The 14,508-nt window shown below is 39.0% G+C and carries 11 protein-coding genes; 5 read left to right on the top strand and 6 right to left on the bottom strand.

Annotation, left to right across the window (positions count from 1 at the left end):
• Positions 1–97: 97 nt before the first annotated feature.
• From ABNN70_RS09250 to ABNN70_RS09225, 6 genes are all read right to left on the bottom strand, one after another.
• Positions 98–535, bottom strand: coding sequence for a universal stress protein (locus ABNN70_RS09250; protein ID WP_353947634.1), 438 nt, complete (start codon positions 533–535; stop codon positions 98–100).
• A gap of 129 nt (positions 536–664) precedes the next feature.
• Positions 665–1,855 carry a CDP-glycerol glycerophosphotransferase family protein gene (locus tag ABNN70_RS09245; protein ID WP_353947633.1) on the bottom strand — a complete coding sequence of 397 codons (1,191 nt, stop codon included), beginning with the start codon at positions 1,853–1,855 and terminating at the stop codon, positions 665–667.
• Complete coding sequence (locus ABNN70_RS09240) at positions 1,848–3,452, bottom strand: glycosyltransferase (protein ID WP_353947632.1); 1,605 nt, start codon at positions 3,450–3,452, stop codon at positions 1,848–1,850. The genes ABNN70_RS09245 and ABNN70_RS09240 overlap by 8 nt, the downstream gene beginning before the upstream one ends.
• 38 nt (positions 3,453–3,490) lie before the next feature.
• Positions 3,491–4,696 carry a CDP-glycerol glycerophosphotransferase family protein gene (locus ABNN70_RS09235; RefSeq protein ID WP_353947631.1) on the bottom strand — a complete coding sequence of 402 codons (1,206 nt, stop codon included), beginning with the start codon at positions 4,694–4,696 and terminating at the stop codon, positions 3,491–3,493.
• On the bottom strand, positions 4,693–5,088 hold the full coding sequence (gene tagD / locus ABNN70_RS09230) for a glycerol-3-phosphate cytidylyltransferase (RefSeq protein ID WP_353947630.1): 396 nt from the start codon (positions 5,086–5,088) through the stop codon (positions 4,693–4,695). Before tagD ends, ABNN70_RS09235 begins: the two co-directional genes overlap by 4 nt.
• 132 nt (positions 5,089–5,220) lie before the next feature.
• On the bottom strand, positions 5,221–8,721 hold the full coding sequence (locus ABNN70_RS09225; RefSeq protein WP_353947629.1) for a CDP-glycerol glycerophosphotransferase family protein: 3,501 nt from the start codon (positions 8,719–8,721) through the stop codon (positions 5,221–5,223).
• Positions 8,722–8,946: 225 nt separating this feature from the next.
• On the opposite strand from ABNN70_RS09225, the gene ABNN70_RS09220 reads away from it, so the two are divergent.
• The 5 genes from ABNN70_RS09220 to ABNN70_RS09200 are packed head-to-tail and all read left to right on the top strand — an operon-like array spanning position 8,947 to position 14,476.
• A complete protein-coding gene (locus tag ABNN70_RS09220; RefSeq protein WP_353947628.1) occupies positions 8,947–9,897 on the top strand; it encodes a glycosyltransferase family 2 protein in 951 nt (316 codons plus the stop codon).
• Positions 9,898–9,902: 5 nt separating this feature from the next.
• A complete protein-coding gene (locus tag ABNN70_RS09215; protein WP_353947627.1) occupies positions 9,903–11,720 on the top strand; it encodes a DUF6020 family protein in 1,818 nt (605 codons plus the stop codon).
• Positions 11,713–12,066 (top strand): EamA family transporter, encoded by a 354-nt coding sequence (locus tag ABNN70_RS09210; RefSeq protein WP_353947626.1) that lies wholly within the window; start codon positions 11,713–11,715, stop codon positions 12,064–12,066. Before ABNN70_RS09215 ends, ABNN70_RS09210 begins: the two co-directional genes overlap by 8 nt.
• Positions 12,059–12,388: an EamA family transporter gene (locus tag ABNN70_RS09205; protein ID WP_353947625.1), complete on the top strand. Its 330-nt coding sequence runs from the start codon at positions 12,059–12,061 to the stop codon at positions 12,386–12,388. Before ABNN70_RS09210 ends, ABNN70_RS09205 begins: the two co-directional genes overlap by 8 nt.
• A 48-nt stretch (positions 12,389–12,436) precedes the next feature.
• Positions 12,437–14,476, top strand: coding sequence for a DUF6270 domain-containing protein (locus ABNN70_RS09200; RefSeq protein WP_353947624.1), 2,040 nt, complete (start codon positions 12,437–12,439; stop codon positions 14,474–14,476).
• The last annotated feature ends 32 nt before the right edge of the window (positions 14,477–14,508 follow it).

Genomic DNA, 14,508 nt, shown 5'->3' with positions numbered 1-14,508 from the left:
TGATGACCCAATCCGATCACCTGACACTTATTATGATAGACCATAATAAAAACCTCTGCAAAGAATACAATTGCAGAGGTCTGCTGAATCTCAGCTGTTATTTGACAATCATGACCGGACAGTTTGCCAGGTGGAGGACCTTGTTGCTGACACTGCCAAGAATCACCTGACCGAAAGCACCCATGCCGCGATTACCCATGACAATCAGATCTTTCTTCGTGTCATTGGCGTAATCGCAGATTTCCTGTGCAGCAATACCATATAAGTGCTTTTTCTTAAGGGTCACATTGGCGCTCTTTGATTCTTCTGTAATCAGGTCATCAAGCATTTGATTTCCTTCTTTTTCTTCTACTTCTTTAACGTCTGCATCCAGTGATGGGCCGACCATCGAGTAAAAGGGAAAATATACCGGAGACGGGCTCACATAAAGCAAGGTAATTTCAACATCCTTCTTACCCTCCGCGATTGAAACCGCTTCCTTAACGGCCCTGCGAGCAGGATCGGAACCATCGACAGGCACCAGAATCTCATACATATCAGCCACCAACCTTCCTGACCAGTAATAAAACATTTTTGAATGATCTGTCTCTATTCGTATTATACCATGTTTTTGGACAGAATAAGTCATAATTTTACACTTTTTCAAGGAGAAGTGAAAACCTTGTCATACCTTTTTAAAGACACGTCTGACCACCTGCTGCGATGAACTTCCATTCTCAAGCGCACAGAATTGACGATAGAAAGCTTCAAAGTTCGGCCATGGGCGGTATTCTGTTCTTTCATAAGTGTGAATAGCCTGGAGAACACCATCCGTTGTCTGTACAATTGGTCCGGGCGCTTTTTTTTCATAATCGAAGTAAAAACCCCGTAAATGATCCCTGTACTGATCAAGATCGTAAGCGAAAAAGATCATGGGCCGGTGAAGATTGGCATAATCAAAGAAAACCGACGAGTAATCCGTAATCAGAAGATCAGACAGCAGATAGAGCCCGCGTATATCTTCAAATTTCGAAAAGTCATAAACAAACCCATGATAATCGGATAAATCAAGATGATCAGCGACCAGATAATGCAGGCGCAGCAAAATGATGTAGTCTTTACCCAATGCTTCCTGCATCTTGTCCAGATCCAGAGCCAGCCTGAATTTGTATTTCCCCTTATCATAAAACTGATCGTCCCGCCACGTGGGTGCGTAGAGTATGACCTTCCTGTCACGTGGGAGCCCGCATTCCTTTTTCAGCTGTTCGATCTCTGCCGGGCGATTTGCCTGATACAGAATATCGTTACGCGGATATCCGGATTCAACCAGGGTTCCTTTAAAACCAAAAGCGCGGCGGAAAATTTTCGAAGAATAATGATTGGGAGAAATCAGGTAATCCCACATAGCAGAATCTTTTTTAAACTGCTTCTTATATAGATCAGCAGCAACACCCGGTTCATGCCACTCCTCTATATCAAGAGCCAGACGTTTTAAAGGCGTCCCATGCCAGGTTTGCAGGAAAATGGTGTGTGCCGGTTTCCTGAACCAGTCGGGATAGCGAATATTAGTGACCCAGTAGCCGGCCTGGGTCATGAAGAGCAGCCAGCGTAATGAATAGCGCCTGACATAGGGAATATCATGCTTTTCAAAGATCTGCTCACAGCCACGTGCCGCGCTCCATATCAGTTGACAGTCCGGGCAGTGCACATGCATATACTCATATATTGCTCTGGGGTTACAACTGTACTGCCTGCCAAAGAAGCTTTCAAACACGATCAGTCTGCGCTTTACGGGAAGTTTGCCCAGCACGGCAAAGCCAACAGTATAGAGCTTTTGAACAATACCCTTTATCGCACGAAACATGTGTTTACGCATCAGGCTGCACCCTCTGACCATGATACACTCTGAAGTACATATCTCCATTCCCGCTGAAATGGATCTGAACCATTCTCTGTCCAACATCTCTTGCCATAAGTGTCCGATTTCTCCATTTTAGTCGTCCTGCCCTGAAAGACCTGCTCAAATCTTCTGCGTTAATTGTTCCGCGTAAATAATATATTCCCTCGGGTAGTGTCGAAAAAGGAAGCTGATCGAATGAAATATTCAGTGTATATCCTGACCAATTGTAGTTGTAAACAAAATCAATATGCGGGTGACTGAGCCTTCCTCCAATAGCCGCAGAGAGTGTATTTCTCCATGTTTTCGTTAACCTGGTCTTATCAATCGGATATTTCTCCTCTGTAGCATCGTTCACCAGTGAAAATATCATAGCGACATCCGACCGATCAGTCAGATCAACACTTTTAATATAAGCACCGCCACTGATGGACAGTGTATGTTTCTTCCAGCGGATCCTTTTCAGCGTGCGCACAGCAGTCATCTGTTGATCCATGATCAGATAGTGATCAGGCAATGGATTACTTAAAGGACTGCTGAAGTAATAATGTCCCTTACGCTTTATAGGTTTTTGCCTTCTGAATGCTCCGCTTTTCGCGTAGCTTAAGACTTCAAATAACCTCTGTTTATCCCGCTTTTTAACATAATAGTATTTGATCCTGTCGACAGGCGGAAGCTGGAGTAAGACCCTTTCAGGGATAACATTCAGGTATTGATTCACTTTTTCAAAAAACAGATTGACGAAATCTTCTCCACATAGGTCTAAGCGATTTAAATAAAGTAATAAATCAATCTTTAACAGCTTAAAATCCATTGCCGAACGCAGGTCATCATCAATATCATGGGTTTCAAAAAAATGGTTCACACTGTCAATAGCTTTTAACCGATCTTCCAGATTTTTAATGTCCGTTCTGTCCTGAGTGATGGACGGACTGCTGAAATTTCTGTAACGCCACAGATAGACCACATCATCAAGAACATCCACAGAATGTGCAAGGTAATGGGCGGGAAATGTAACCGGGATATCCTCGTAAAGCATACCCTCAGGAAAAGAAAAATGATTGGCTTCCCAGAACGACCTGCGGTACAGCTTATTCCATGCCGTCGTATCATAGACCAGATCATGATTGCGCGTAATATGGTCTTTAAGACTCTTTTTCTTAAACACTAACTGGTGCAGGCCGGAAGGGAATTTTTTGTATGAATTAAAGCGGGTCACATGACCGATGACCATATCAGACTGCGTCTTTTCGATTGTTGAGACCATTTTTTCGTAAGCATGCGGTGTAACAAGGTCATCAGAATCGACAAAAGCAATATATTTTCCACTTACAAATTGCAGGCCATAATTTCTGGCCTGCCCCAGTCCGCCATTTCGTTTATCATGAGCGAAAAAATGAGTATAGCGCTTAGCGTAGTGATGCATGATCTTTCCGCTATTATCAGTCGATCCGTCATTGACCATAATCACTTCAATGTTGTTATACGATTGTTTCGCAAGAGCATTTAAACAGGCTTTTAAATATCTTTGTACATTATAAATGGGCACAATCACACTGATTTTTGGTAAGGACATACAGATTATTCACATCCTGATAATAACTGAAATCACGATCAGCCTCTGTCACGCTCTGGCTTCGATACGGTACTTGATTGCAGCCAGGGAGCTGCAGATCTCATAAAATCAACCACATTCCGGCTTGAATGACCTCTGGAGTAAGTGTTCCATTCTTCAGCAAATGCCTCTATTTTATTCAGATCATACGCTCCCCTTTGAATCAGGCTTACGACCTCTTCTGTACTTCGAGCTGCAGGTCCCGGTAAACCTTCAAGGTAATGCTTCTGCAAACCTCTTTCTTTCTGGTACTGATTTAAATCATAAATATAGAAAATCATGGGTTTGTGGAGCAGCGCGTACTCAAACGGAATAGATGAATAGTCGGTTATTAACAGATCACAGGAGCACAGCAACGGATTAAGATCCGGCCAGTCCGTACAGTCAATCACAAAATCATCGCTCCAGCCGGATCGTTCCCTGGCGTATCTCAAATGATCCAAAGGATGCAATCGTAAAAATAAGAGATACTCTTTTCCTAATTCTCGCTCCATCAGATCTAAGTCAAGAGACAGCTGAAAGGGTTCTCCCTGGCCCTCGCGAAATGTCGGCGCATACAGGATCTTCTTTTTTTTACCGTATCTGGATGTTATAGAGTTAACGGAATCCCTGATATAATTGCGATCATAAAACCGGTCTGTCCTCGGTACACCTGACCTGAGCATATGTTTATCATCCAGATGAAATGACCTGCTGAAAATCTCAGCCATACGATCGGATCCGACAACAATTTGGTCAAAATGACTGTAAACACGTAAAAAACGTCGTTTTGCCTGTTTCGATCTGAACGACACGGTGTGATCCTCAAGTCCAAATGTCTTCATGGCTCCTGCAGCATGCCATAGTTGGAGGCAACGAACCCCCTTTTTAAAATGAACAACCGAAAGAAACCCATAATAATTATCGACAAAAACTACAGATGCCGTGGCTAAATGATACGCCGATAAGAGGATGGTCACAGGATTGTCCGTTTCAAATGGCAGAACCTTTTGACCTTTAAAATCATCGATACACTTTCCCCTGCAAAGAAAGATCAGCTGTGCCCGAATGCCTTGTCGCATAATTTCCCGGGCAACACATTTTGGGTTATCGCTGAAGGAAACAACAAAGACAATCTTATTTTTCCTTCGGCAACAGATTTTGAAAACAAAAAAGATGATTCTAAAGTAAAGAAGATATAGAAAAACGGCTGCTTCTCTGATCATTTTTTCATTGAGTAAAGATCCTGTTTAATTTTAGTCGTTGAAATGCCGACAGTCCTCGGCAGATAAACCACCTGACAATAATCCTTCAGAAAATCAAATTTACCTTTCCAGTCGTCACCCATGACAAAAATATCGACATCATATTTTTTTACATCATCAACTTTTTGTCCCCAATTTGATTCCGGTATGACAAGATCCACATAACGGATAGCCTCCAGAATCAGTTTCCGATGTTCAAAACTATGATAGGCTTCCTTATGCTTCTGCGCATTGAACTCATCGGTTGATAAGCCGACAATTAAATAATCGCCTAATTCTTTCGCACGCTTTAACAAGTTAATATGACCATAATGAAGAAGGTCGAATGTGCCGTATGTCAGAATTTTTTTCATGTATATCTCTCCCCGTTACTTGAGCAGTTGGTAACATACAATTTGGTCATATCTATAAAGTGCTGTCCTGTTTACACAATTATAATTCTGGAAAGGGTTTAACTCAATGCACAGAACAGAATTTACCATTGTTTACTTCTGAAACATCTTTCGAAAGCATTGTTCACTTGCCTGACCGTGATCATAAGTGTTGAATTTCTTTCTGAATGTGTCGAGTTTTTTTCCGTAATTTTCGCGAAACCGATCAATATTCTGCAATTCACGAATAAGATCTTCATTAGTAAGACAGATTGGTCCGGGAGCCTCTTTAATGATATCAAAATACATACCCCGCAGGTTGTCTCTGTAATTCTCCAGATCATAAGTATATAGCAGAATAGGTCGGTTCAGAATGGCGAAATCAAACATAACCGATGAATAGTCTGTAATCAGGATATCTGCAATCAAATAAAGATCTCGGATATCATCATATGAAGATTCATTGTAAACAAATCCCTCTAACGCTTCCTCGTCAATGTGCACTGATTTTGCTACATAATGATGAAGCTTTATCAGAAATACATAGTTATCACCAAACAGCTCCTTTAATCTTGGGAGGTCGATTTCAATTCTGAAGTAGTTTTTTACCCGCCAGGTAGGCGCGTAAAAAATGATTTTCTTGTTTTCCGGAATGCCTAATCGCTTCTTAATTTGTGCAATTTTATCCGATCGATTATCAAAAAACAGTTTATCATTTCTGGGATAGCCCGTCCTGATGACCTCTGCCCTGTGATCGAATGCACGTTTTGCAATGTTTTCAACATAATCACTTGGGACACACAGGTAATCCCAACGTCTGTTTTTTTCAAGATATTTTTCTTTGTTTTTCCCAGGCTTGATTTCCCCCGGTACATCGAGCCCAAGAGTTTTCAGAGGGGTCCCATGCATCGTCTGAAGTTCTACTGCATCTTTCCGTTTCCGGTAAAAATCAGGAAAGTTTACATTATTTACAAAATACTTTGCTGTCGCCATGTAGTAGTAATATTTCAGTGAGTGCATTCTTATTTTTTCTGCGGATCCCTCAATATGTGTTAATGGATCACGCAAACTCCAGACTGTTTTGTACTTTGGATAATTCTTATCAATATATTCATACAACGCTCTGGGATTACATTCATAATTTTTACCCCAGTAACTTTCAAAGATAATCATTTTTTTCTTCATGGGCAGGAGTCGGACAACTGGATAGAATAATTTTCTTAGAACAGCCCGACGGACTTTGCCGCGATCAATCCATCCCCATTTTGCATAAATGTTTAATGCCAGAGATTCTTTTTTCTGCCTGAAATGATAAATCTTATGGTCGTATTCAACATTTCTTTGATCAAGATTATCAGAATAAATAACGTTCAAATCGTCATCGTTTTCTGATCCTTTACTCAAATACATATAGAAAGCGGTATGTCTCAGAATATTCGTATTCAGCTGTCGGTTAAGATTCAGACCCCCTTTCAGGATCTCACGTCCATATCTATCCAGTTGACCCGTACCCTGCATTGGTATTCTGATCATCTCATTATTGTCATCCGCACGAAGCAACAGGTGCATATTGTTTATTGGTTTATCATTGTTATTCCATGAAAAAGGAGCTGCAACTGCAATACTTAATATTTCTCTGGATAAATTAAATTTAATCAATTCTCCTCCATAACGACGAACCCGAAATTTGAGGTATCCTTTTCTGTTTGAGTTAACTGAAATCTCAGCAAAGCCGATATCCATTTTTTCTTTGCTGCTCACCCTCCTGAATATCGGTTTCTTTTCATTACCTGACAGAATGTAGACATCCCAATCTCCAAACATAGAGTCATCTTGATAAATATCTGTCGGGATATCACAGAAAAACTGCAATTGTTTTTTATATCCGGGAAAGTGGAAAAATGCACCGTTTTTTATGTTTTTCAATAAAATACCTTCATATTGGTCCAGTTGATCCAAATTTGATGCTGTTCCTGTTAATCGGATTACAGATCCGTCTCTGCTGATTTTGTCAACCATATGATTTGTCTTCTCTTTGATTAGATGCAGATCCCAGTTACTACCATACTCTACATGAAAGGCTTGATTCTGAGCAGAGTCTATCAGGGCATCAGGACGTGCTTTTCTTCCCGAAACAGGAGAGCCAAGGATAAAGGAGCGCACGAGTCCTCCCGCCTTCAGCGTCCCTTCAATAATGTATTGCCCATACGAAAGCTGATTAAATGGCGGCTTGTCCAATGGTACAGTTAAAGCAAAACCTGACCAGTTATAGTTATAGATAAACCTAAAAGGTAAATATTTATTTCGTGCCCAGACGCCGTATTTAATTGTGTTTGATCGGTTTTTCTTCAGCTGAGACTGTCTGAGGGGAATTTTTTCTCCGGTTTCCCGGTTAATCAGAGAAAAATGCATAGTAACACTTGATTTATGCAGCATATTAATTTTATTAATATATGCCCACCCTTCGATTTTCAGTTCATTGTCGTGTAAAGTCACTTTTCTTGTTTTCCGCTTGATTTGCAGATTGTTGTCAATGACCAGATAGGATTGAGGAACCAGATCGTGATAAAGGTAATTCACAACATAGTGGTTCCTGTGACGAATAATCTTCTGTCTCGCCACATCTCCACTTTTCTGATAATCCAGGAGCCGCAATACTTTTTGCTTATCCTGATTTTTTACAAAGTAGTATTTCATCCTGTCAATTGGCCATAGCTTGAGAATGGCTTCATCAGCTATATGCTTCAAATAATCCGATACCTGCTTTATATAGAAATCAATATAATCTTCATCAGCTTCGGTCAGCTTATTCAGATATACAAGTAAATCTGTATTTAAATTTTTATAATCAATGGCAGCCCTTAATTCATCGTCGATAGAATGGTGTTCAAAAAATTGATTGACCATAGAAAGAGCTTTCAGTCGATCTGTCAGATTTTTTATATTTGTCCTGTTCTGTGTGATTGAAGGATCACCGGGATCCCGTGATCGCCAATAATAGACAACATCATCCAGCATATCAACCGAATTAGCCAAATAATGGGCGGGTATCGTTACCGGAATATCTTCATAGAGCATATGCTCAGGGAATGACAACTGGTATTTCTCCCAAAAAGATCTCCGATACAGCTTGTTCCATGCTGTGGTATCATATATCAGTTCAAAATCCCGGGTAATGTGAGCTTTTAATTTCTTTTTCAAGAAAACTTTTTGATGAAGTACAGATGAGTACTTCCTTACTGAATTAAAGCGTACGACATTGCCAATAACGATGTCGGAATGAGTCTGCTCCGCCAGTGCATACATTTTTTCATAAGCCTCGGTATCAACCATGTCGTCTGAATCAACAAAAGCAATAAATTCACCCTTCGCATAGTTTAAGCCGTAATTGCGTGCCTGTCCCAGTCCACCGTTGGGTTTATCATATGCGAAAAAATTATCATAGCGCTCTGCATACTTATGCATGATATCTCCGCTGTTATCCGAAGAACCATCATTAACCATAATCACTTCAAGATCATGAAACGTCTGGTTTACCAGCGAATCCAGACACGCCTCCAAATATTGCTGAACATTATATATTGGGACAATCACGCTAATTTTAGGTATACCCATACTCGAAACAGACCTCACTTTTTCTAATTCTGCAATAAATCAGATCAATAAAGATAAAAATCGATTAACTTGAATCCCTATTGATTGTACGATTAGTTACTATTATTGTAAATAAACATATGACGTTGTGTAAAAGTATTATTAAAAATTACATAAACCTATTTATTAAAGATGTTATAATTTATGATATGTTTTGAGTACACCTTGAACAGGAGTGTAAAGGGCATGAAAATAGCAGTATTAATCCCTTGTTATAATGAAGAATTGACTATTGGTAAAGTGATTGATGACTTCAAGCGTGAGCTGCCCGATTCGGAGATTTATGTTTATGATAATAATTCTACGGATCATACGAACGAAATAGCAATGGCTAAAGGGGTTACCGTCATTAAAGAAATACGTCAGGGTAAAGGGAATGTCGTCCGTTCGATGTTTTTCGATATTGACGCTGATTACTATGTCATGGTCGATGGGGATGATACTTACCCTGCCGAAGCAGTACACGAACTTTTGGAACCCCTGATTCACGGAAAAGCGGACATGACGATCGGGGACCGTCTTTCCAATGGTACATATGAAAATGAAAACAAACGTGTCTTTCATAATTTTGGCAACACCATAGTCAAAAATTTAATTAACAGACTCTACAAAAGTCATATTAATGACATCATGACCGGTTATCGTGGATTTAATAAACTGTTCGTTCGATCTTTTCCCATATCAAGTACCGGATTTGAAATTGAAACTGAATTAAGCATCCACTCACTGGATAAACGCTTTAAAATAAAAGAGCTGCCGATTAATTATCGTGATCGACCATCCGGAAGTGAATCAAAATTAAATACGTTCAGTGATGGCCTGAGAGTGATCAGAACGATCTTCAAGCTATTTAAAGATTACAAACCTCTGGAATTTTTTTCACTTTGCGCGGCAGTTATGGTGATTCTTGGACTGCTTACCGGAATCCCTGTGATCATCGAATTTATCAAATATCAGTATATCTATAAGGTCCCATCAGCAATTCTTGCCGTCGGTTTTATACTCATGGCCATGCTTTCTCTTGTCTGCGGCCTGATTCTGGATACTGTTGTCAATAATTCTCGAAAGCAGTATGAAATAGAATTGCATCGGATCAGTGATTCACTCAAACATGAACACAAGGAGAGCAGGTCATAATTCAAATGATTAATTTAACAGATAACAAATGGATGCAAATTTTAGTCTGCGGTATATCCGGGTTATTGATTGGACCAGGATTTTTATTCTTTTTATACCCCATTCGCAATATTCATCCTGTGATTATTTTTCTGTTTATCCTCACGGGGTGTTGCCTTAGTTACTGTATGCTGAGTGGTTCGTTTCACCGTACCCTTCGATTTTTAAATAGAAAACAAAGGATATTTTTCCAATTTTTATTGGTATTCTTATCAATAATAATAACCTTAGGTCTCAGAGGGCATCAAACACATTTACTGAATAACGGTCCTCTTATTACAGTTATCGTTTATCTGTCTGCTGTTTCGTTTATATTTCTCCTGTTGACAGCGCTCCTGTGGAGCATTTTACGCTATTCACAGAAGGAGCTTCCACATCTCCTGCCTAAGTGGTATATATTGATCTATACCTTACTGCCTTTTGGACTCTCTATGATCTATTTTTGGGCCTTCTTCCCGGGAATTCTGGTTATTGATTCTGTGAACCAATGGCAGCAGGCTCATTCGCTATTTTTTAACGACTGGCATCCGGTTATGATGACCTGGATCATTTCATTACTGACCAAAGTGTGGGACAATCCTGCAGCGTTTGTCATCCTGCAATTTTCTGCTACCAGTCTGATTACCGGTTATGTGATCTACACTTTCAGATGTCTGGGTACCAATCGATGGGTGACTCTGTCCGGCTGGTTGTTTTTGACCTTTTTCCCAATGACTGCACTATATTCCGTGATCATTTGGAAGGACACTCTTTTCAGTTATTTGATCCTGTTACTGACAACCCTTCTTATCCAGATCATCCGCTCACGAGGTGGGTGGCTTAAATCGCCTGTACACCTTCTTTTTCTATACATAACACTTTCGGGTATGGTTTTTTTCCGACATAACGGCTGGCCGGTTTTACTCGCTACATTAGTCATATTTCCGGTTTTTTTCAGAAAAAAATTCTTGCGTATGTATGCCGTTTTTGTTGCTGTTGCTGTAACTTATCTTGTAGTCACCGGTCCTGTTTTTAGCCATTATAAAGTGTATCCCGCTGACAAAACAGAATCGTTAAGTATCCCGCTGCAGCAGATCGGTCGTATTGTTTCAGAAAATGGCAATATTAATGAAGCACAGAAGGCATATTTCAACCAGATTTTTCCTTTGGAACGCTGGTCGAATACCTATCAGCCATCCCAGTCAGATCCTGTAAAATTTTCACGTGGATTCAATAAGGCCATAATAAGGAATAATCCCGGGGCATTTATAAATAACTGGTTTGCTGTTGTCAGGCAAAATCCGGCGCTGTCCATTCAGGCAACGCTGGATATGGAACAGCTTGTTTTTAAGCTCCATATCCCTCAAGATCAGATGAAACCAATATTACGTTATAAGGCATTTGATAGTTTCCGGCCAGTTTTCTTTCTTCCCCAAAAAGTGATAGAAAAAAAACATGTGGATTATAAGCCCTTTAATTACGCTCAATATGGTTCTAATCGGGCGAATACGCATCTAGCCTGGATTATCGAGAATTATGGGAAAATCTATACAAATAAGATCATTCGTCCTTTCATGATGCCAGCGTTCTATATGTATCTGATACTTATATTTTTATTTATAATAATAATAAAAGGTAATTGGAAATTGACGCTTGCTATCTTACCTGCTGCACTGAATCTTGGATCGGTTGCAGCGGCTATACCTGCACAGGATCCACGATATCTGTTTAGTAATTATCTGCTTGTTGTTCCCTTTTTCTTTCTTGCTACTCTGATAGCTGGAAGAGGTGAAAAGGATGTTTAAAAAGATCATTCATTCTATGATTAAAAATCGTCTTGGAATAGCCCTTATCATATCTGCTGCTTTTGTAACAGCCTGTGGTCAATTGCTGTGGAAATGTTCTCAGTATTTTTTGGATATCTATTTTCTGACTGGTTTCATCCTTTATTTCTGTGGTGCTGCACTGATGATCATTGCATTCAAATTCGGTGATTTATCAATTCTTCACCCTTTACTTAGTTTTGGTTATATTTTCTCTATTTTTCTTGGGGGAATATTTTTGGGAGAATCCTTAACTGGAATACAGATTACTGGTATTGCCGTTATTATTTTAGGCGCTACACTCATAGGCGGTGGGGACGATGACTGAGTTAATTCTCCTGATTTCCATGACAATTCTCGGATCATTAGGCGGTTACTTTTTCAAGCGATGTACCCTGAATGGCCTAAGACTGTCCATTTATTTCCTTGTTAACTTGTTTACTGGCGGTCTGTTTTATGTATCGGGTGCAATTCTTAATATATGGCTTCTGAAATTATTACCTTACACTGTTGTTTATCCCCTGACCGCTATTACTTATATTTGGACACTGGTGTTTTCATATTTATTTCTTCAAGAACGAATAAATCTGAGGAAAATAACAGGCGTTCTGTTGATTATATTCGGAGCCTGTCTTTTAGTTGTCAGGTGATTAACAACGCTTCTAGATCTAATCTAAGCACAAAGAGGGTAGATTATATTGAACACAGAATTGTTAAAAGTAAAAAATACACGGAAGAAAAAAAGCATGATCCTGAAGGGAAAATGTGATAGCAGAATTGTAGAAGGATTTTTACTTTTTGAGGAAAGAATAAAAGGAAATGACCTGTTCATCCCTCGGGATATCAAAATTCCATGCATTATAAAACGCAATGTGTTTACTGCCGAAATAGATCTGACAGACGTATGTTCATTAATTAACAGTCAGGATATCTGGGATATTTTCTTTGTAAGTGATCAGCAAAAAACGGAAGTTAGCATACCTGAATTACCTGGCTCGTTTTCAAATCAGATAATTTCTATTGGCTTTTTACTTATCACATTTTATAAAAATTCAAGAGGTACACTTTCTATTTCTGTAAAGAAAAATAATCAAGTGGGAGCAAATTTACTGTCTGTTTCCAAAGAAAAAGATGCCTATGAATTTCATGGAGAATTATTACAAGCAGATGCTTTATCATATCATCAAGCTTTCCTTGCAATAAGAAGAAGGGAAAACAAGAATGCACTAAATTATCTAAATGAAATTGAATTTCCATTACTGATTCATTCGAATAAAAAGTGGTCAGCTCATTTTAATAAGCAGTCTATCTTTACAGATCCCTGTATCCGCCACGAAGAAGTATGGGATTTGTTTCTTAAACTTACAGGTGGAAAAGATAACAGTTTTTTATACATTCCTCTTCACAATGAAGCAACTCTGAATGATACTTATACCGTAATTCAAAGGAATAACTTTTACCAGGCTAAATTTTACATGAATAAAAAAGGCTGCATCGGCCTATGGATTAAAAGAATTGCTCTTTTTATGGAACTAAAAAAGTTATCAATTAAAAACAGCCAACTGGACATCTTTCTTGAAGTTCCCGATGACATAAATGTATTGCAGGCAAAAATCACCATAGCAAATGAAATTTGGGCGGCTCATTTCAATGGTTTCTGCATGGACGGCATGATTAGAAACAAATTTAATTCAATCTGTATCTCTTTATCGTTGAAGCAGTTAAAAGAGAATTATAAAATTGAAAAAAATGATTTATTCCAAGTATTGGTACAGCTCGAAGATAAAAAATCTCATGCTCAAACTTGGATGCCATTATTCGTAAAAACTGATCAACCCATTAATGCTCGGGGAACGTTGGCAGATAACTTAGATGCTATAATTAATATTAGTCAGAATCAAAAGTTTGAGATTAAAACAGTACCTCATATGATTAAGGAATTTGACAGCAGGAAGCCGATAAAACTCGCAATTCTCGGGACCTGCTATACGAGAGGGGCATTTAATTCCAGATCCTATTTCAATCCTGAATATAAATCTAAATATAATATTGCGTATACACAATTCCATTCCAGCATTCCCAGCCTGATGAGTAAACCGCTTCCCTATCCGGCATCCTATTTTGCTGAAAGGAAACCGATTGAAAAAGCATATATTGCATGTGATTTTGAAAAAACATTTTTTAACGAACTGGAAAAATCAAAAGCTGATTATTTTCTGTTTGACCTCTACCCTGACGCTGTACGCGATCTTGTTATTTTTGATGATGATCATATGATCACAGGAAGTTTTTATTTAAGAAACCGGGAATTTCTTAAAAATTTACATGGCAAAGCCAGTTTTGTCTCTCATAATGATGAACCAACTTTTCTAAAATATTGGTGCCCGGCTGCAGAACGCTTCGCTAAAGCAATCGTTAAGTATTTCCCACAAAATCATATTATTTTACAGAAAGCACGAATGACCGACCGCTATTACGATAAAAATCATCAGGTTCGTTATTTTGCTGATCAGATTGATCTAGTCAAGCGGAGTAATATGTACTATCAATTTATGGAATCGTATTTACTCCATTTGTTGCCACATATTCATACCATTGATCTCAATCACTATGGCTTTATTGGACAATATAACCATCCCTACGGAAGGTCTACAAATCATTACGAACCAGATTACTATAAAGAACTTGTCCGGCAGTTGGACCACATTGTTTTGAGGGAAGAGAATCTCGTTCATTAATTGTTATAGAAAAGGAACTAAATCATCTGTTC

This window comes from Sporolactobacillus sp. Y61 (genome assembly GCF_040529185.1).
GTDB lineage: Bacteria > Bacillota > Bacilli > Bacillales > Sporolactobacillaceae > Sporolactobacillus.
This window is presented reverse-complemented; position numbering and strand designations above follow the sequence as displayed.